Genomic DNA, 17,857 nt, shown 5'->3' with positions numbered 1-17,857 from the left:
ACTGATCAGACTCCAGCGGGCGTGGGGGCGTCGGCGGACAGGTCGGCCGGGGAGGCCAGGTGGCCCAGGACGGCGGTGGCGGCGGCGACCTGCGGGGAGACCAGGTGGGTGCGGCCGCCCTTGCCCTGCCGGCCCTCGAAGTTGCGGTTGGAGGTGGACGCGGAGCGCTCCCCCGGGGCCAGCTGGTCGGGGTTCATGCCCAGACACATCGAGCAGCCCGCGTGCCGCCACTCGGCGCCGGCCTCCTTGAAGACGACGTCCAGCCCCTCGGAGACGGCCTGCAGACCGACCCGCGCGGAGCCCGGGACGACCAGCATCCGTACGCCGTCGGCGACTTTGCGGCCCTTGACGAGCTCGGCCGCGGCGCGCAGGTCCTCGATACGGCCGTTGGTGCACGAGCCTACGAAGACGGTGTCCACCTTGATGGAGCGCAGCGGCTGCCCGGCCTCCAACCCCATGTACTCCAGGGCCTTTTCGGCGGCGTAGCGCTCCGATGCGTCTTCGTACGAAGCGGGGTCGGGGACGGACGCCGAAAGCGGTGCGCCCTGCCCGGGGTTGGTGCCCCAGGTGACGAACGGCGACAGTCCGGCGGCGTCGATGACGACCTCCGCGTCGAACACCGCGTCCTCGTCCGTGCGCAGCGTCTTCCAGTACTCCACCGCCGCGTCCCACTCCTCGCCCTCGGGCGCGTGCGGGCGGCCCTTGAGGTAGGCGAAGGTGGTCTCGTCCGGGGCGATCATGCCCGCGCGGGCGCCGGCCTCGATCGACATGTTGCAGATGGTCATCCGGGCCTCCATCGAGAGCTTCTCGATGGCCTCGCCCCGGTACTCCAGGACGTAGCCCTGGCCGCCGCCCGTGCCGATCTTCGCGATGATCGCCAGGATCAGGTCCTTGGCGGTGACACCCTCGGGCAGTTCACCGTTGACCGTGATCGCCATGGTCTTCGGCCGCGACATCGGCAGCGTCTGCGTGGCCAGCACGTGCTCCACCTGGGAGGTGCCGATACCGAACGCCAGCGCACCGAACGCGCCGTGCGTGGAGGTGTGCGAGTCGCCGCAGACGACGGTGGTGCCCGGCTGGGTCAGGCCCAGCTGCGGGCCCACCACGTGCACGACACCCTGCTCGACGTCGCCCAGCGGGTGCAGCCGCACACCGAAGTCCGCGGCGTTCTTGCGCAGCGTCTCCAGCTGCACCCGCGAGACCGGGTCCGCGATCGGCTTGTCGATGTCCAGGGTGGGGGTGTTGTGGTCCTCGGTCGCGATGGTGAGGTCCAGACGCCGCACGGTACGGCCGCTCTTGCGCAGACCGTCGAACGCCTGCGGGCTGGTCACCTCGTGCAGCAGGTGCAGATCGATGAAGAGAAGGTCGGGCTCGCCCTCCGCGCGCCGGACGACATGGTCGTCCCAGACTTTCTCCGCGAGTGTCCTACCCATCGCTGTTCCCTCCGGCCGACGACGATCCGCCGACCCAACTAGAGATCTTGAGGAGGCGGTGCCCGTACCCCAGACTCCGGGCACACACCACCAGGCCCTTATGTCACGGGCCGTTGTGACTTCGTGATTCCAGGGTGGCGCGTTCCACGGAAATTTGAACTTGCGTTTCACAGAGTGAGACGCAAGTATCGTTTCATGGACAACAGTAGCGGCGTCGGCGTTCTGGACAAGGCGGCCCTCGTCCTGAGCGCTCTGGAGTCCGGTCCGGCCACCCTCGCGGGTCTGGTCGGTGCTACCGGACTGGCACGACCCACGGCCCACCGCCTGGCCGTGGCCCTGGAACACCACCGCATGGTGGCGCGCGACATGCAGGGCCGTTTCATTCTCGGCCCCCGCCTGGCAGAGCTTGCCGCGGCCGCGGGCGAGGACCGTCTCCTCGCCACCGCCGGCCCGGTACTCACGCACCTTCGGGACATCACGGGCGAGAGCGCGCAGCTCTATCGCCGCCAGGGCGACATGCGCATCTGCGTCGCCGCGGCGGAGCGTCTGTCCGGACTGCGGGACACCGTCCCGGTCGGTTCGACGCTCACGATGAAGGCCGGCTCCTCGGCGCAGATCCTGATGGCCTGGGAGGAGCCGGAGCGACTGCACCGCGGGCTGCAGGGGGCGCGCTTCACGGCGACGGCGTTGTCGGGTGTGCGTCGGCGGGGCTGGGCGCAGTCGATCGGTGAGCGGGAGCCGGGCGTCGCGTCCGTGTCCGCGCCGGTGCGGGGGCCGTCGAACCGTGTGGTTGCCGCGGTGTCCGTGTCCGGGCCGATCGAGCGGCTGACGCGTCACCCGGGGCGTATGCATGCGCAGGCCGTGATCGATGCGGCGGGACGTCTCTCCGAGGCGTTGCGGCGCACCGGCTGACCGACGGAGCGTTTCGGGGGAGGCCGGCCTCAACGCCGCGGCAGGCCTTTCCCGGTCACGCACCATGGCACGGACGGTGTGATCGTCGCGTGCGGGCCGGTAGGGGGTCGCTCGCGCAGTTCCCCGCGCCCCGACAGGGGGCAAGTACGCATGAGGCCCCTCACCGAAGTGAGGGGCCTCATGTGATGTGTACCCCCGACCGGATTCGAACCGGCGCTACCGCCTTGAGAGGGCGGCGTGCTAGGCCGCTACACAACGGGGGCGTGGAGCCTGCGTTTCCGCAGGTCCGAGCTGGTCTACCTGGACTCGAACCAAGACTAACTGAACCAGAATCAGTCGTGCTGCCAATTACACCATAGACCAATGTGGTTTAGACCAGTCAGTACCCCCGACCGGATTCGAACCGGCGCTACCGCCTTGAGAGGGCGGCGTGCTAGGCCGCTACACAACGGGGGCCCTAGCAGTCCCAATATGATCATCGATCGCTCGGAACCAGTACCCCCGACCGGATTCGAACCGGCGCTACTGCCTTGAGAGGGCAGCGTGCTAGGCCGCTACACAACGGGGGCGATGCAGATGAGCTCTGCGAGCTGGCCTACCTGGACTCGAACCAAGACTAACTGAACCAGAATCAGTCGTGCTGCCAATTACACCATAGGCCACTGGAACGCAAGCCCCGGAGGGTTCGTGTTCTAGCTGTGCGCCTGGGGTTCCGGCCTTCCGGCCCGCTCCCGCGGCGCAGAAAGAACATTACCCGAAGGTGGACGGGGCTCCAAAACGAGTATCCGAGCCCAGCAGGGACGGCAGTTCGGCCAGGGAGGCGATGCGGTGCGGCCCGACGGGCGGGTCGATCGTGGCGTACAGACCGCCGCGGTCGATCCACACCGACAGCAGTCCGGCGTCGGCGGCGCCCCGCCCGTCGATCTCCGGGTGGTCGCCGACGTAGGCGACCTGGTGCGGCGGCAGTCCGAGGAATTCGCAGGCCGCGAGGAACGCCCCTGCCTCCGGCTTGGAGATGCCGAGCTCGGCCGCGCACAGGATGGTCTCGAAGCGGCCGTGGACACCGAGGGCGCGCAGTTTTCGGTCCTGGACGTGGAGGCTGGAGTTGGAGAGCACGGCGTGCCGGTGGCTGGCGGAGAGGGCGTCGAGGGCGGGCAGGACGTCCGGGAAGAGGGCCCAGACCGCCTCGTAGTGGGTGACGTACCGCTGGAACCACGCGTCGGCCTCGGCGTCGGTGAGGTCCCGGTCCAAGAACACCCGTACGCGGTCGCGCCGCTGGTCCTGGAAGGTGGCCTCGCCGGCCGAGAAGCGGGCCCATTGCAGGTGGGTGATCTCCCGCCAGTGGTCGAGGGCCTGCTCGACGCTGTCGTAGCGGCCGAGCAGGCCCTCGGCCGTGAGGTGGGCGCGCATGCCGAGGCGGTCGGCGGTGGTGTAGTCGAAGAGGGTGTCGTCGACGTCCCAGACCACGGCTTGGATGCTCATGTTCCGACCGTACCCACCGCGCGATGCTCTCAGCCCGGGGTCATGGTGCCGGAGAGCGTGAGGTCCGGGCCCTGGCCGTCGCCGGGGTGGGCGGTGAGTCTCCAGGTGTACGCGCCGCCCGTGGTGCCGCCGCCGCTGTCGGTGGTGCCGCCCCGGGCGGGGCGTACGGCTGCTCCCGTGGAACGGCCGGTCAGCGTACGGACGATCTTGCCGGAGGCGTCGGTGAGGGTCAGGTGGAGGGGCCCTCGGTGGCCAGGGCGCCGCCGTCCAGGGTCGGGCCGATGCCGTCGAACGACGAGGTGAGCACGGTGCCGGTGAGGAGGGAGCGGGCGGTCAGCGCGGCCTCGGTGCCGCCCGTGCCGAACATCGGGTTGCCGAGCAGGAGCTGATCGCCCACGACCGCTTCGAGCTGGGCGTCGGTCCTGGTGAGGGCGGTGGGCTCGGCGCCCGGTCCGGCGTCGACCCGGATCGCCTTCCGGTCGGCGACGAGCCGGCGGTCGTTGTAGGCGAGCTGCGGGGTCGCGGTGTCGCCGGTGACGTAGGTGCGGAACGCCCCGTCGGAGAGGTCGACCAGGCCCACGGACGTCCTGCCGTCCAGCGCGTAGACGAGCGCGAGGCGGGAGACCGAGCCGCCGGTGCGGTAGAGGACGGGCCGGGCGCCCGCGGGGAAGCCGGTGACCGGGGTGTCCACGGTGAGGGTGCCGTCGACGGTGCGCAGGACGTGCAGGGCGCCGGTGCCGTCCATGGTCAGCACGCTCCAGCCGACGGCGGACCGGTAGGCCTGGCCGGTGGGGATCGTGACGGTGGCGGTGGCACCCGTGGAGCGGTGCTTCTGCCACACTTTCTGGCCGTCGCGGGTGTTCACGACGTCGGTGCCGGTGACCAGGTCGTCCGGGGCCGGCGTGGGCGGGCGGGACCGCGCCCGGGTAGTCCACCGTGGTGACCGAGGGTCCCCGGGCGGTACGGGAAGCCGGACGCCCCGGCCCAGGGGCAGTCCACGGTCGCGCGCTTCTCGTTGGCCAGCCGCAGTGTGCCGGCCGGCTCGTCGGCTCCGGGCGCCGCCTTTGCGGGTGCGGCCGACACGGTGCAGGACAGGGCCACCACCCCGCCGAATGCCGCGCGGACGAGTCTTCGTGAACGGATCATGCTCTCTTCCCCTGTACCTGGGCGCACACGCGCACCGTGCGCACAGAGGGCATCCAACGCCCCCTCCGGGGAGGGGAGTTGGCCGGAGGGGTGAACTCCGTGGCGGCCGGGCGGAGACGGCGAGGGCGGCGCCCGAACCGGACGCCGCCCTCGCGGTGTGATGCCGTGCGCTTACGCGGTGAGCTTCGCCAGCGCCGCGTCGATCCGGGCCAGGGTGGTCTCCTTGCCCAGGACCTCCAGGGACTCGAACAGCGGCAGGCCGACCGTGCGGCCGGTGACGGCGACGCGGACGGGGGCCTGGGCCTTGCCGAGCTTGAGGCCGTGGGCCTCACCGGCGGCCAGGACGGCCTCCTTCAACGACTCGGCGGAGGTCCAGTCGGCGGCCTCCAGCTTCTCGCGGGCCGTGCGCAGCAGGGCGTCCGAGCCCTCCTTCATCGCCTTGGTCCAGGAGGCCTCGTCCTCGGCCGGCTCCGCCAGGAACAGGAAGTCGACGTTGTCGGTGATCTCGGAGAGGACCTTGAGGCGGGTCTGCGCGTGCGGCGCGATGGCCTGCCACTTCGCCTCGTCGAAGGCCTCCGGGGCCCAGGGGGCGAACGGCGCCTGGAGCCAGGGGCGGCAGCGCTCGGTGAAGTCCTTCACGTCCAGCAGGCGGATGTGGTCGCCGTTGATGGCCTCGCACTTCTTCAGGTCGAAGCGGGCCGGGTTGGGCTGCACGTCGGAGATCTCGAACGCCGCGATCATCTCGGCGATCGAGAAGACGTCCTGGTCGGCCGAGAGGGACCAGCCGAGCAGGGACAGGTAGTTGAGCAGTCCCTCGGGGAGGAAGCCGCGCTCCCGGTAGAGGTTGAGGGAGGACTGCGGGTCGCGCTTGGAGAGCTTCTTGTTGCCCTCGCCCATCACGTACGGCAGGTGGCCGAAGGACGGGATCTCCTTGGCGACGCCCAGTTCGATCAGCGCCTTGTACAGGGCGATCTGGCGCGGGGTGGAGGAGAGCAGGTCCTCGCCGCGCAGGACGTGGGTGATCTCCATCAGGGCGTCGTCGACCGGGTTGACCAGCGTGTACAGCGGGGCGCCGTTGGCGCGGACGAGCCCGAAGTCCGGGACGTTCTCCGGGGTGAAGGCCAGCTCGCCGCGGACCAGGTCGGTGAAGGTGATCGTCTCGTCGGGCATCCGGAAGCGGACGATCGGCTCGCGGCCCTGGGCCTGGTACTCCTCGACCTGGGCGGCGGTCAGCTCGCGGCAGTGGCCGTCGTAGCCGGAGGGCTTGCCGGCGGCACGGGCGGCCTCGCGGCGGGTGTCCAGCTCGTCCTGGGAGCAGTAGCAGCGGTAGGCGTGACCGGCGTCGAGCAGCTTCTGGGCGACCTCCTTGTAGAGGTCCATGCGCTGCGACTGGCGGTACGGCGCGTGCGGGCCGCCGACCTCGGGGCCCTCGTCCCAGTCGAAGCCCAGCCAGCGCATCGAGTCGAGCAGCTGGGTGTACGACTCCTCGGAGTCGCGGGCGGCGTCGGTGTCCTCGATGCGGAAGACCAGGGTGCCCTGGTGGTGCTTGGCGAACGCCCAGTTGAACAGGGCGGTGCGGACCAGGCCCACGTGGGGGTTACCGGTGGGTGAGGGACAGAAACGGACGCGTGGGGGTACCCCCTGTCCGAGCGGAGTCGAGGACTTGGGGGAGGGGGAGCCGGATGCGCTAGCCACGCTTGACAACCTTGTTGGTGAGAGTGCCGATGCCTTCGATGGTGACGGCGACCTCGTCGCCGACGTTCAGGGGGCCGACCCCAGCCGGGGTGCCCGTGAGGATCACGTCGCCGGGGAGCAGCGTCATGGCCTCGGAGATGTTGACGATCAGGTCCTCGACGGAGTGGATCATCTCGCTGGTCCGGCCCAGCTGGCGCTGCTGGCCGTTGACGGTGAGCTGGATGGTGAGGTCGCTCGCGTCGAGGTCCGTCTCCACCCAGGGGCCGAGCGGGCAGGAGCTGTCGAAGCCCTTGGCGCGGGCCCACTGCTTCTCGCGGCGCTGCACGTCGCGGGCGGTGACGTCGTTGGCGCAGGTGTAGCCGAAGATCACGTCCTTGACGCGCTCGCGCGGGACCTCGCGGCACATCCGGCCGATCACCACGGCCAGCTCGGCCTCGTGGTGCACCTCTTCGGAGAAGGGGGGGTACTGGATCTCGTCGCCGGGGCCGATCACCGAGGTGGACGGCTTGAAGAAGGCGAAGGGGGCGTCGGGGACCTCGCTGCCCAGCTCCTTCGCGTGCTCGGCGTAGTTGCGGCCGAAGGCGACGACCTTGTTGGGGAGCACCGGCGGCAGCAGCCTGACCTTGCTCACCGGCACCTTGGTCCCGGAAAGCTCGAAGTCCGCGAACGGGATGCCCTTGATGATGTCCAGGACGAGTTCGTCCTGCTTGTCGCCCTCGATGGCGCCGAAGGCGACGTTCCCGTCGATGGAGAACCTGGCGATGCGCACGGGATGCTTGGCCCCTTGACTGAACGGCTGGAGTCTGACGGTCCAGGCTAACGCGGGGAGGTGTCCCCGCCCCGCGCATTATGAAGGGGCGCCCCGTCGCGGGGGGCGCCCCTGGAAAATCCGTGTCCCGCCGCCGTGAGCATCCGGCGGCCGGCACGCGTACTTGCTGGTGTCACTCCGCGGCCGCGACGGCCGCGACGGGGATCTCCATGAGGACGGTGCGCTTGGGGTTTGCGGTCTGGGCCGGCAGGTCGACGGGGTGCTCCGGCTGCTCCGGCGTCCGCAGTTCGTCGGCGTCCTCCAGGTGTGCCAGCGTCGTGCGTCGCGGGTTGGCGATCTTGTGGAACATCGTCGTCGTCTTCACTGTTTACTTGACCCTGTCCTGTGGAGGGCGCCGGGCGAGGTGTGAACCCCCGTACGGGCGCGGGTTGTCGGTTGTGCCATCGATGTAAAGCGTCAGGCTAAACATCGGATTCCCCGGCCCGGTCGCGCAGCGGCCATGATCAGCGTGTGAGTTTCCTCACGAATCCGAGGGCGAAACGGTCAATCCGGACTCACACCCCACCCCAACGAAACGGACATTGGCTCACTGAAGCCATCATTCCGCTCCTGATCATGGCGACTGGGACACCCGGCCTGACTCGTCGACTCGCGGGATTACGCCCGAAATGGGCGAACTCGCTTTCTACGACCGGTGATCCGGCACTCACGTGGTGTCACCTACATCACGGCTCGGCCTACGGGCCTTGTTGGAGATCCTGTGCTGTGCTGGAATCTCACGGACCGCCGCGGGATCGAGCCGGCGCACAGGGGGCGCACAGACGCGCCGAGCGGCGGTGAGAAGGGGGAGCCAGCGCCGGTCACTCACGACCACCACGGGGGCGTTTTTCAGGGCGTCCCCAGAACGCCGACACCGTGCCCCGCCGTTCCGGCGACGGGGTGCCTGGTCCAGAGGTTGCGACGCTAGTGCAGGGACGTTTCAAGAGGGATGGCAGCGCTTCGGCGGAGCCGGAGCCGCACGGCGGGACTGGCCCCATGAATGGCGGCTCCTCGCCCCAGCACGCCCAGAAGCAGGGCCCTGCCGGTGACGGCGGCGAGCGCTCCGGGCCGACCGCTTCGGGTTCCACCGGCCCGTCCAAGTCTCTGAAGCCGCCGGCGGGCCCGGTGGGCCCCGGTCCGCGAATAGCCCTGCGGAACTGGCGCATCTCCACCCGCCTGGTGTCGCTGCTCGCGCTCCCGGTGGTCGCCGCCACGTCGCTGGGCGCGCTGCGCATCAACGACTCCATGGACAACATCCAGCAGCTCGACAACATGAAGCTGCTGACGGACCTGACCAAGCAGGCCACCGAGCTGTCGGCCGCGCTCCAGGAGGAGCGCGACCAGTCGGCCGGCCCGCTCGCGCACGGTGGCAAGGCCACGGACTTCACGGTCAAGGGACTGCGCGAGAAGACCGACCGGGCGATGAAGAACTTCCTCGACAGTTCCGAGGAGATCGACAGCAGCAGCAAGGACGGCAACCTCAAGGGCGTCCGCGAGTACCTCGTCCAGCTCGCCGGCGAACTGGGCGACCTGGAGCAGATCCGCAAGGGCGCCTACGCCTCCGAGGACAACTCCACGCAGACGATCGAGTCGTACCACCGTCTGATCGAGAACCTGATCGACCTCTCCCAGGACATGGCCGAGGCGACCAGCAACCCGGACATGATCCAGCGCACGCGTGCGCTCGCGGCGTTCTCCTCCGCCAAGGAGTACTCCTCGATCCAGCGCGCGGCCCTCGCGGCGGCACTGCCCGCGAGCAACACCACGACCGGCAAGCTCTCGCCCAACGACCGGCTCTACGCCGAGTCCGCCCTGGAGAGCCAGAACTCCGAGATCCGCAGCTTCAAGAGCATCTACGGCGAGGACTCCGCCGCCGAGCTGCTCAAGCCGATCGAGGACGGCGGCAACTCGACGATCAAGGCGACCGACACCTACGCGGGTCGCGCCCTGGTCTCCGCGAGCGGTCTCGCCCAGCAGGACAAGCGGTCCTACCGCGACTGGCTGGACGACAGCTCCACCAAGATCCAGCAGATGAAGAACATCGAGCACACACTGCTCGAGGAGATGGAGCAGAAGGCCCGCGAGCTGCGCAGCGCCACCGAGCGCGACGCGATCATCTCCGGTGCCCTGATCCTCATCGTGCTCGGTGTGTCGCTGGTCGGCGCCTTCGTCGTGGCGCGGTCCATGATCCGCTCGCTGCGCCGCCTGGAGGACACCGCGACCAGGGTCGCCTCCGACCGTCTGCCCGAGCTGGTCAAGCAGCTCTCCGAGTCCGACCCGCAGGACGTCGACACGTCCGTGGAGTCGGTCGGTGTGCACTCCCGGGACGAGATCGGCCGGGTGGCCGCGGCCTTCGACGACGTGCACCGCGAGGCGGTCCGCCTCGCCGCCGAGCAGGCCCTGCTGCGGGGCAACGTCAACGCGATGTTCACCAACCTCTCGCGCCGCTCCCAGGGTCTGATCCAGCGCCAGCTGTCGCTGATCTCCGAGCTGGAGTCCCGCGAGGCCGACCCGGACCAGCTGTCCTCGCTGTTCAAGCTCGACCACCTCGCGACGCGTATGCGCCGTAACGGTGAGAACCTCCTCGTCCTCGCGGGTGAGGAGCCCGGCCGCCGCTGGACCCGTCCGGTGCCGCTGGTCGACGTGCTCCGCGCCGCCGCGTCCGAGGTGGAGCAGTACGAGCGCATCGAGCTGGCCTCGGTGCCGACCACCGAAGTCGCCGGCCGCGTGGTCAACGACCTCGTCCACCTGCTCGCCGAGCTGCTGGAGAACGCGACCTCGTTCTCCTCGCCGCAGACCAAGGTCAAGGTCACCGGTCACGCGCTGCCCGACGGCCGTGTGCTGATCGAGATCCACGACACCGGTATCGGCCTGTCGCCGGAGGACCTGGCGGCGATCAACGAGCGGCTCGCCTCTCCCCCGACGGTGGACGTCTCCGTCTCCCGCCGCATGGGTCTGTTCGTGGTCGGCCGGCTGTCCCAGCGGCACGGCATCCGCATCCAGCTGCGCCCGTCCGACTCCGGTGGTACGACCGCACTGGTCATGCTGCCCGTCGACGTCGCCCAGGGCGGCCGGAAGCCCCAGCCCAAGCAGCCCGGTCAGCCGCCGGTCGGTGGCGGCGGTCCCGCCGCCGCGCAGGCCGCCGCCGGTGCGGCCGCGGCCCGGCGTGCCGCCGGTGCCGACCAGGGCGCCGGTGCCCTCGGGGCCGGCGCGTCCGGCGGTGCCTTCGGTGGCGGTGCTCTCGGGGCCGGTGCGTCCGGCGGTGGCCGGCTCGGTCCCGGTCAGAGCCCGCGGGCCGCGCTGCCCGGGCGTGACGCGGACGGTGGCCGTCCGGGAGCGCCGGGCGGTGCGCGCGGACCGCAGGGTCCCGGCCCATCGTCTTTCGAGCAGGGTGGCCCCTCGCAGGGCCGGCAGGCTCAGGGCGGTGCCGGTGCGTCCGGTCAGCAGGCTCCGGGCGCCCCGCAGGGTCGGCAGGCTCCGGGTGCCCCGCAGGGTCTGCAGGCCGCGGGCACGGGCGGGCCGCAGGGCCAGGACGCCTTCGGCGGTGGCCGGAGCCGGAAGAAGAAGCAGGGTGGCAACGCCGAGCAGGGCGAGGGCCGCAGGCCGCAGCTGCCGCCGCGCGGTGGGCCGCGGGCCGAACTGCCCGGCGGTGACGCCCAGCAGCGCGTGCCGAGCTGGAGCGACGAGAACGCCCAGCCGCCGGTGCCGCGCGCCTCGCTGGACGCCCCGCGCGGCCACGAGGACCCGGACGTCTCCCGCACCTCGTCCCTCCCGCGCGTCGACGACCGGCAGGGCCTCGGCTCGCCGGCCGACTTCGGCGCCCCTCAGCAGGCGGACCCGTTCGGCCCCGGCGCGAACACTGCGCAGGGCCAGGGTCCGTTCGTCCGCCCGGACGTCTTCGGTACCCCGGGCGGCCGCCCGGACCAGTCGTCCACGTCGGGCCAGTACCCGGCGCCGCAGTCCTACGACAACGGCTCCACGGGCCAGTACCCGGCGCAGCAGTCCTACGACAACGACTCGACCGGCCAGTACCCGGCTCCGCGTCAGGACGACGGCTCCACGGGCCAGTACCCGGTGCCCCGTCAGGACAACGGCTCCGGGCGGCCCACCCTCCCCGGTCCGGCCACGCAGGCCGACCCGGCGGGCACGGGCCAGTTCGAGCGGCCGCAGCCGAACGCTGGCCGGGGCCCGGCCGACTTCGGTGCCCCGCGTCCGCCCGCCCCGCAGACCCGCCCGGTCCGGCAGGAGCCCGAGGCCCTGCCGCCGGCGTCCGGTCCCGGCGACGGTCGTACCCCGCTGTACGACACGCTGGAGACCAACTGGTTCCACGGCCAGCAGGAGCAGCAGCAGAACAACGGCTCCGCTCCGGCCGCCCCGCAGCAGCCGCAGGGACCCACCGGTCCGCAGCGGTCCGCCCCCGCCGGCTGGCGTACCTCGCCGAACGACGATCTCGTCCGCCAGGCCGAGCGAGTCCGCCAGCCCGCCGCGGGTGGTGTCACCACCTCCGGCCTGCCGCGCCGGGTGCCCCGGGCGAACCTCGTTCCGGGCACGGCTCAGCAGCAAACCCACCAGAGCGGTCCGCAGATCTCGCGTGCGCCCGATGACGTGCGCGGCCGGCTGACCAATCTCCGTCGGGGAATCGCACAGGGTCGTCAGGCCGGGTCCACCCAGACCGGCAGCCACCCACGGCCCACTCACCAGCAGGAGCGTTAGTTGAGTCCGATGAGCCAGGCGGCACAGAATCTCAACTGGTTGATCACCAACTTCGTGGACAACACCCCCGGGGTGTCCCACACCGTCGTCGTGTCCGCCGACGGTCTCCTCCTGGCGCTGTCCGAGGGCTTCCCGCGCGACCGCGCCGACCAGCTCGCGGCCGTCGCCTCGGGCCTGACGTCGCTGACGGCAGGTGCGTCCCGGATCTTCGAGGGCGGTGACGTGGCGCAGACGGTCGTGGAGATGGAGCGGGGATTCCTCTTCCTGATGTCCGTCTCGGACGGCTCGTCCCTGGCCGTGCTCGCCCACCCCGAGTGCGACATCGGCCTCGTCGGCTACGAGATGGCGCTCCTGGTCGACCGCGCCGGCGCGGTCCTCACCCCGGACCTGCGAGCCGAGCTCCAAGGCAGTCTGCTCCACTGATCGGCCCCGGCACCACCCGTCTCACCACATCACCGTCCGGCCGCCACACACCCCACACAGGCCCCGTCAGACGGCTTGCTGACCGACTTGCTGTCCCGCCCGGAGGACCCATGACCCCGCCCACCGCCTCTCATGATCCGTACGCGGAGCCGTACGAGGACGAGGGCGACCAGCCGCTGGTCCGGCCTTACGCCATGACCGGCGGCCGGACCCGGCCGCGCTACCAGCTGGCGATCGAGGCACTGATCAGTACGACCGCGGACCCCGCCGCGCTCATGGGACTGCTCCCGGAGCACCAGCGGATCTGCCACCTGTGCCGTGAGGTCAAGTCGGTGGCCGAGGTGTCGGCGCTGCTCAACATGCCGCTGGGCGTGGCCCGGATCCTGGTCGCGGACCTCGCCGAGGCCGGTCTCGTCGCGATCCACCAGCCGGGCGGCGACGACGCCACCGGCGCACCGGACGTGACACTGCTCGAAAGGGTGCTCAGTGGACTTCGCAAGCTCTGACGCGGGTCGATCGACCACCTCCGCGAAGATCGTGGTGGCTGGCGGCTTCGGCGTGGGCAAGACCACGTTCGTGGGTGCCGTCTCGGAGATCAACCCGCTGCGCACCGAGGCCGTGATGACGTCCGCTTCGGCCGGCATCGACGACCTCACCCACACCGGGGACAAGACCACCACCACGGTGGCCATGGACTTCGGCCGTATCACCCTGGACCAGGACCTGATCCTGTACCTCTTCGGTACGCCCGGTCAGGACCGCTTCTGGTTCATGTGGGACGACCTGGTGCGCGGCGCCATCGGCGCGGTGGTGCTCGTGGACACCCGGCGCCTGGCCGACTGCTTCCCGGCCGTCGACTACTTCGAGAACTCGGGCCTGCCCTTCGTCGTCGCGCTCAACGGCTTCGACGGGCAGCAGCCCTACCAGCCCGAAGAGGTGCGCGAGGCGCTGCAGATCGGTCCGGACACCCCGATCATCACGACGGACGCCCGGCACCGGTCCGATGCGAAGAGTGCCCTGATCACGCTGGTCGAGCACGCTCTGATGGCACGGCTGAGGTAGCACCCAATTCAGAAGTGCCATACGGCAGTTGTCGTAGATGCACCGTAGCCGGCTGTGTCCTTTGACACGGTCGGCCACGGTGTTCATAACGTTTCGGCAGAGGAATCGGGTGGTATGGCCACTCGTCGCGCACATCCGGTCTCGCTGCGCGCACAATCGCCCCGCCTTTTGGCGGGGCTCGCTCTTTATGACCGTTTTATCTGGCGCTTGCATCACGTCGAATCCCCGCCTCGGACTGTTTGGAAGAGCGCAGGTCGTCGTGCTGGAATGCCTGAACTGCCCAATAGTCAATGACGTACTCGTCCGTCGCCGGCGACTTGGGCTCTGAACACTGCGGCACAACGTTGGTGCCGACCGCCGAGAGGTTGTTGGTCGAGTGAGGCGAAGCAAGAACAGTCCCGAGCCGTCGGCCCGGGGCAACTTCACCCCGCCGCCGCGCACAGCGGCGCCCGCCCCCGTGCCCGGTTCGGAACCTGCGGCCGCGCCCCCCGAGAGCGGCGGCCGTCTCTCCCCGCGCAACTGGCGCGTGGCGACCAGGCTCAACGCGATCCTGCTCATACCCGTGGTCGTCGGCCTCGTCATGGGCGGCTTCCAGGTGAAGAGCTCGATCGACACCTGGCAGGAGGCCGAGGACGCGGAGAACACCGCGCGCCTGGTCCGCGCTTCGCTGCTCTACGCCAACGCCCTCTACAACGAACGCGACATCACCGCCGCTCCGCTGCTGCAGGGCAAGGGCCAGGACGACAAGACCGTCGCCGGCGCCCGCAAACTCACCGACGAGGCCGCCGACGAGTTCGACGCCGCTGCGCAGAACATGCCGGGCAAGCCCGGCCTGGAGCGCCGGCTCGGCCTCTTCCGCAAGGTGGAGCCCAAGCTGGCCACCCTGCGCCAGGTCGCCTACACCTCCAAGCTGAAGGGCGTCCAGACCGAAGAGGGCTACGTAGAGGTCGCCCACCCGCTGACGGAGTTCGCCAACGAGCTCGGCCTCGGCACCGGAAACATCACCAGCTACGGCCGGACCGTGTACGCCATCGAACTGACCAAGGCGGCCCTGTCGCTGCAGCGGTCGATCGGCATGCACATCCTGGTCAAGCCGGGCCCGGACGCCGGCAACCTCGCCAGCCAGCGCATCGCCCTCTCCTCGTACGCCTACCTCGAGCGCATCGCCGTGCAGGAGTACATCGGCGGTGGCACTCAGCAGGACGCGGACAAGCTCAAGGCCGCCGAGGCCAAGATCAAGGCCGACGGTGCCGCGATGGCCCGTGAGGCCAAGGGCAAGAACCCGGACTACGTGCCGCCGCCCGCCAACCCGACGACGATGATCTCGGCCGTGGCGACGCTGCCGAGCACGGACCCGAGCGCCCGTGCCGCACTCGCCGAGAAGGGCGTCACCGCAGAGAACTGGTGGGCGGTCAACACCCTCAAGTTCAACGCGTACGAGAAGATCGAGACGGACATGGCCGACAAGGCCGTGAGCGAAGCGTCCGACATCGCCGACGACGCCCAGCGTGACGCCTACATCACCGGTGCCGCCGTCGTGGTCGCCCTGCTCCTGGCCTTCATCCTGGCCGGCGCGGTCGCCCGTCAGATGAGCCGCTCGATGCGCCAGCTGCGCAACGCCGCCTTCGGCATCGCCGAGCAGCGTCTGCCGATGCTGGTCGACCAGCTCTCCCGCACCGACCCCGGCCGCGTCGACACCCGTGTCCAGGCCATCCCGATCTCCACCACGGACGAGATCGGCGAAGTCGCCCGCGCCTTCGACCAGGTCCACCGCGAGGCCGTCCGGCTCGCCGCCGAGCAGGCCCTGCTGCGGGGCAACATCAACGCGATCTTCACCAACCTCTCGCGCCGCAACCAGTCGCTGATCGAGGGCCAGCTGACCCTCATCACCGACCTGGAGAACAACGAGGCCGACCCGGACCAGCTGGAGAACCTCTTCAAGCTGGACCACCTCGCGACCCGTATGCGCCGCAACGGCGAGAACCTCCTGGTCCTCGCCGGCGAGGAGCCCGGCCGCCGCTGGGACCAGCCGGTCCCGCTGGTCGACGTGCTGCGCGCCGCCTCCTCCGAGGTGGAGCAGTACGAGCGCATCGAGCTCTCCGGCGTGCCGGAGGCCGAGATCCACGGCCGCGCCGTGACCGACCTCGTGCACCTGCTCGCCGAGCTGCTGGAGAACGCGACGACGTTCTCCTCCCCGCAGACCAAGGTGCGCGTGACCGCGACCCGTCTCCCCGACGGCCGCGTGATGATCGAGATCCACGACAAGGGCATCGGCCTGACCGCCGAGGACTTCGCGGACATCAACCACAAGCTGGCCAACCCGCCGACCGTGGACGCCGCGATCTCGCAGCGCATGGGCCTGTTCGTGGTCGGCCGGCTGTCCGACCGGCACGGCATCCGCGTCCAGCTGCGCCCCTCGGGCGAGCAGGCCGGCACCACCTCGCTGGTCATGCTGCCGGACGCGATCACCCACGGTGGCGGCGGCGAGAGCCACGTGGACCGCGACGAGTTCACCGTCTCGCAGATCATCCCGGAGCAGAACTTCGGCGGCGGCGGTGAGAACTTCAACCAGCAGCCCATGCGCACGGCCGCGGAGCTCGGCTTCGACGACAGCCGCTACTCCGACGTCCCCGACGACATACGCGAGCTGGACCCCGTCGGCCGCTCCCTGATGCGCGAGGAGCGCCGGGCGGCCCTGGAGTCGCAGTCGCACGAGCAGCCCGCTCTGCCCGGTCAGAGCGGCCCGCAGCACGACCAGGCGACCGGGTACCGCGACGAGTACAACGGGCAGCAGGGCTACGACGCCGGACAGGCCTACGACACCGGCCAGAACGGCTACCCGGAGCAGCAGCCGTCCTCGTACGACCGTCAGGCGCCGTACGAGCAGCAGCAGCCGTCGTACGGCGAGCAGCGGCACACGGCGTACGAGGAGCCGCAGCGCTCTGCGTACGACGAGCAGTACTACGCGCCGGGCGGCGGTCTGCCGCAGAACGACACCTTCTCGCCGAACGGCGGCTACCCGGAGCCCTCCTATGCGGAGCCGGCCCAGGAGGAGCCCACGGCACCGAACTCGGGCGGGCAGGGCGGCTTCGCGGCGTTCGAGCAGCGGCGTCACCAGGATGACTGGCCGCAGCAGGACGGCTACCAGAACGGCTACCCGAACCAGTACCCTTCTCAGGCCCCGGAAACGGAATCCGCGCAGGCCGCTGACGCGAGTGAGCAGGACCGCGTAGGCTTCGACCGTCCGGGACCGACCCAGTCCGCCGCCCCGTCGCTCACCGACGCCGGGCTTCCCCGCCGCGGAGCCACCGCGAGCGGAGCGAACGGCACGGGCGGCGCACGGCACGTGAGCCAGGAGCCTCCCGCCTCCACCCCGGAGAGCAACGGCGACAGCGACTGGCGCTCGGCCAACGACGAGCGGTGGCAGCAGGCCTCGCAGCTCCGGAAGCCGAAGGCGGGCGGGGTCACCTCCTCCGGCCTGCCGAGGCGGGTACCCAAGGCGAACCTGATCGAGGGTGCCGCCGAAAGCACCCCCCAGGGAGGCCCCCAGGTCTCCCGTGCCCCGGAGGACGTCCGGGGCAGGCTGAGCAACCTGCGCAGGGGCGTCCAGCGCGGACGCACCGCAGGCAGTGAAACGAACGGCCAGGGCTTCGGTCCTGACAGCACCTACAACCAGGAGCGTTAGTGTGAGCCCGATGAGCCAGGCGGCACAGAACCTGAACTGGTTGATCACCAACTTCGTGGACAACACCCCGGGGGTGTCCCACACGGTGGTGGTCTCCGCCGACGGACTCCTTCTGGCGATGTCCGAAGGGTTCCCCCGCGACCGTGCCGACCAGCTCGCGGCCGTCGCCTCCGGTCTGACGTCCCTGACGGCAGGCGCCTCCCGGATCTTCGAGGGAGGCGCGGTGAACCAGACGGTTGTGGAGATGGAGCGGGGATTCCTCTTCATCATGTCCGTATCCGACGGCTCGTCCCTCGCCGTCCTCGCACATCCGGAGGCGGACATCGGCCTCATCGGGTACGAGATGGCGCTGCTGGTCGACCGAGCCGGTACGGTCCTGACACCGGACCTTCGTGCAGAGCTCCAGGGGAGCCTGCTCAACTAACAGACGGACGGTGCGTTTTGGCGTCCCGTGGCCGTAAGGTTTCGGGACGCGGCTCCACAGCGATGGGTGCCAGG

13 protein-coding genes and 5 tRNA genes are annotated in these 17,857 nt (G+C 70.4%); 7 read left to right on the top strand and 11 right to left on the bottom strand.

Translation table 11 applies throughout. The annotated features are described in order from the left end of the window. Positions 1–5 precede the first annotated feature (5 nt). Positions 6–1,433: a 3-isopropylmalate dehydratase large subunit gene (leuC, locus tag HDC93_RS19025; protein ID WP_185012096.1), complete on the bottom strand. Its 1,428-nt coding sequence runs from the start codon at positions 1,431–1,433 to the stop codon at positions 6–8. Positions 1,434–1,628: 195 nt separating this feature from the next. On the opposite strand from leuC, the gene ndgR reads away from it, so the two are divergent. Then, positions 1,629–2,345, top strand: coding sequence for an IclR family transcriptional regulator NdgR (ndgR, locus tag HDC93_RS19020; RefSeq protein WP_003993203.1), 717 nt, complete (start codon positions 1,629–1,631; stop codon positions 2,343–2,345). A 190-nt stretch (positions 2,346–2,535) separates the two neighbouring features. Here ndgR and HDC93_RS19015 read toward each other — a convergent pair. The 10 genes from HDC93_RS19015 to HDC93_RS18970 form a co-directional block, all read right to left on the bottom strand. Further along, positions 2,536–2,608 (bottom strand) — tRNA-Glu (locus HDC93_RS19015). 28 nt (positions 2,609–2,636) lie between these two features. After that, positions 2,637–2,708: transfer RNA gene (locus tag HDC93_RS19010), tRNA-Gln, on the bottom strand. Positions 2,709–2,728: 20 nt separating this feature from the next. Further along, positions 2,729–2,801 (bottom strand) — tRNA-Glu (locus tag HDC93_RS19005). A gap of 40 nt (positions 2,802–2,841) precedes the next feature. Then, positions 2,842–2,914: transfer RNA gene (locus tag HDC93_RS19000), tRNA-Glu, on the bottom strand. Positions 2,915–2,935: 21 nt separating this feature from the next. Next, positions 2,936–3,007 (bottom strand) — tRNA-Gln (locus HDC93_RS18995). Between the two features lie 88 nt (positions 3,008–3,095). Next, positions 3,096–3,827, bottom strand: a complete 732-nt coding sequence (locus HDC93_RS18990; RefSeq protein WP_185012095.1) for an HAD family hydrolase — start codon at positions 3,825–3,827, stop codon at positions 3,096–3,098. A 229-nt stretch (positions 3,828–4,056) separates the two neighbouring features. Further along, on the bottom strand, positions 4,057–4,692 hold the full coding sequence (locus HDC93_RS18985; RefSeq protein WP_185012094.1) for a hypothetical protein: 636 nt from the start codon (positions 4,690–4,692) through the stop codon (positions 4,057–4,059). A gap of 452 nt (positions 4,693–5,144) precedes the next feature. Continuing rightward, positions 5,145–6,668 (bottom strand): glutamate--tRNA ligase, encoded by a 1,524-nt coding sequence (gltX, locus tag HDC93_RS18980; RefSeq protein ID WP_185012093.1) that lies wholly within the window; start codon positions 6,666–6,668, stop codon positions 5,145–5,147. Further along, positions 6,661–7,437, bottom strand: a complete 777-nt coding sequence (locus tag HDC93_RS18975; protein WP_185012092.1) for a fumarylacetoacetate hydrolase family protein — start codon at positions 7,435–7,437, stop codon at positions 6,661–6,663. Before HDC93_RS18975 ends, gltX begins: the two co-directional genes overlap by 8 nt. Before the next feature lie 172 nt (positions 7,438–7,609). Continuing rightward, positions 7,610–7,801, bottom strand: a complete 192-nt coding sequence (locus HDC93_RS18970) for a hypothetical protein (RefSeq protein ID WP_185012233.1) — start codon at positions 7,799–7,801, stop codon at positions 7,610–7,612. A 602-nt stretch (positions 7,802–8,403) separates the two neighbouring features. Between HDC93_RS18970 and HDC93_RS18965 the strand changes: the two genes are divergently transcribed. The 6 genes from HDC93_RS18965 to HDC93_RS18940 all read left to right on the top strand — a co-directional run bounded on the left by HDC93_RS18965 (position 8,404) and on the right by HDC93_RS18940 (position 17,783). Then, positions 8,404–12,189: a nitrate- and nitrite sensing domain-containing protein gene (locus tag HDC93_RS18965; RefSeq protein ID WP_185012091.1), complete on the top strand. Its 3,786-nt coding sequence runs from the start codon at positions 8,404–8,406 to the stop codon at positions 12,187–12,189. A gap of 9 nt (positions 12,190–12,198) precedes the next feature. Beyond that, positions 12,199–12,612 carry a roadblock/LC7 domain-containing protein gene (locus tag HDC93_RS18960; RefSeq protein ID WP_030231800.1) on the top strand — a complete coding sequence of 138 codons (414 nt, stop codon included), beginning with the start codon at positions 12,199–12,201 and terminating at the stop codon, positions 12,610–12,612. Between the two features lie 110 nt (positions 12,613–12,722). After that, complete coding sequence (locus HDC93_RS18955) at positions 12,723–13,118, top strand: DUF742 domain-containing protein (protein ID WP_030851927.1); 396 nt, start codon at positions 12,723–12,725, stop codon at positions 13,116–13,118. Then, positions 13,099–13,674 carry an ATP/GTP-binding protein gene (locus HDC93_RS18950; protein ID WP_097220936.1) on the top strand — a complete coding sequence of 192 codons (576 nt, stop codon included), beginning with the start codon at positions 13,099–13,101 and terminating at the stop codon, positions 13,672–13,674. The genes HDC93_RS18955 and HDC93_RS18950 overlap by 20 nt, the downstream gene beginning before the upstream one ends. A gap of 376 nt (positions 13,675–14,050) precedes the next feature. Then, positions 14,051–17,359, top strand: coding sequence for a nitrate- and nitrite sensing domain-containing protein (locus tag HDC93_RS18945; RefSeq protein WP_185012090.1), 3,309 nt, complete (start codon positions 14,051–14,053; stop codon positions 17,357–17,359). A gap of 10 nt (positions 17,360–17,369) precedes the next feature. After that, positions 17,370–17,783, top strand: a complete 414-nt coding sequence (locus HDC93_RS18940; RefSeq protein ID WP_003993185.1) for a roadblock/LC7 domain-containing protein — start codon at positions 17,370–17,372, stop codon at positions 17,781–17,783. The last annotated feature ends 74 nt before the right edge of the window (positions 17,784–17,857 follow it).

Source organism: Streptomyces sp. AK010 (assembly GCF_014207295.1).
GTDB lineage: Bacteria > Actinomycetota > Actinomycetes > Streptomycetales > Streptomycetaceae > Streptomyces > Streptomyces massasporeus.
Note: the sequence above shows the minus strand (reverse complement) of the source record. Positions and strands in the feature narration are given on the sequence as shown.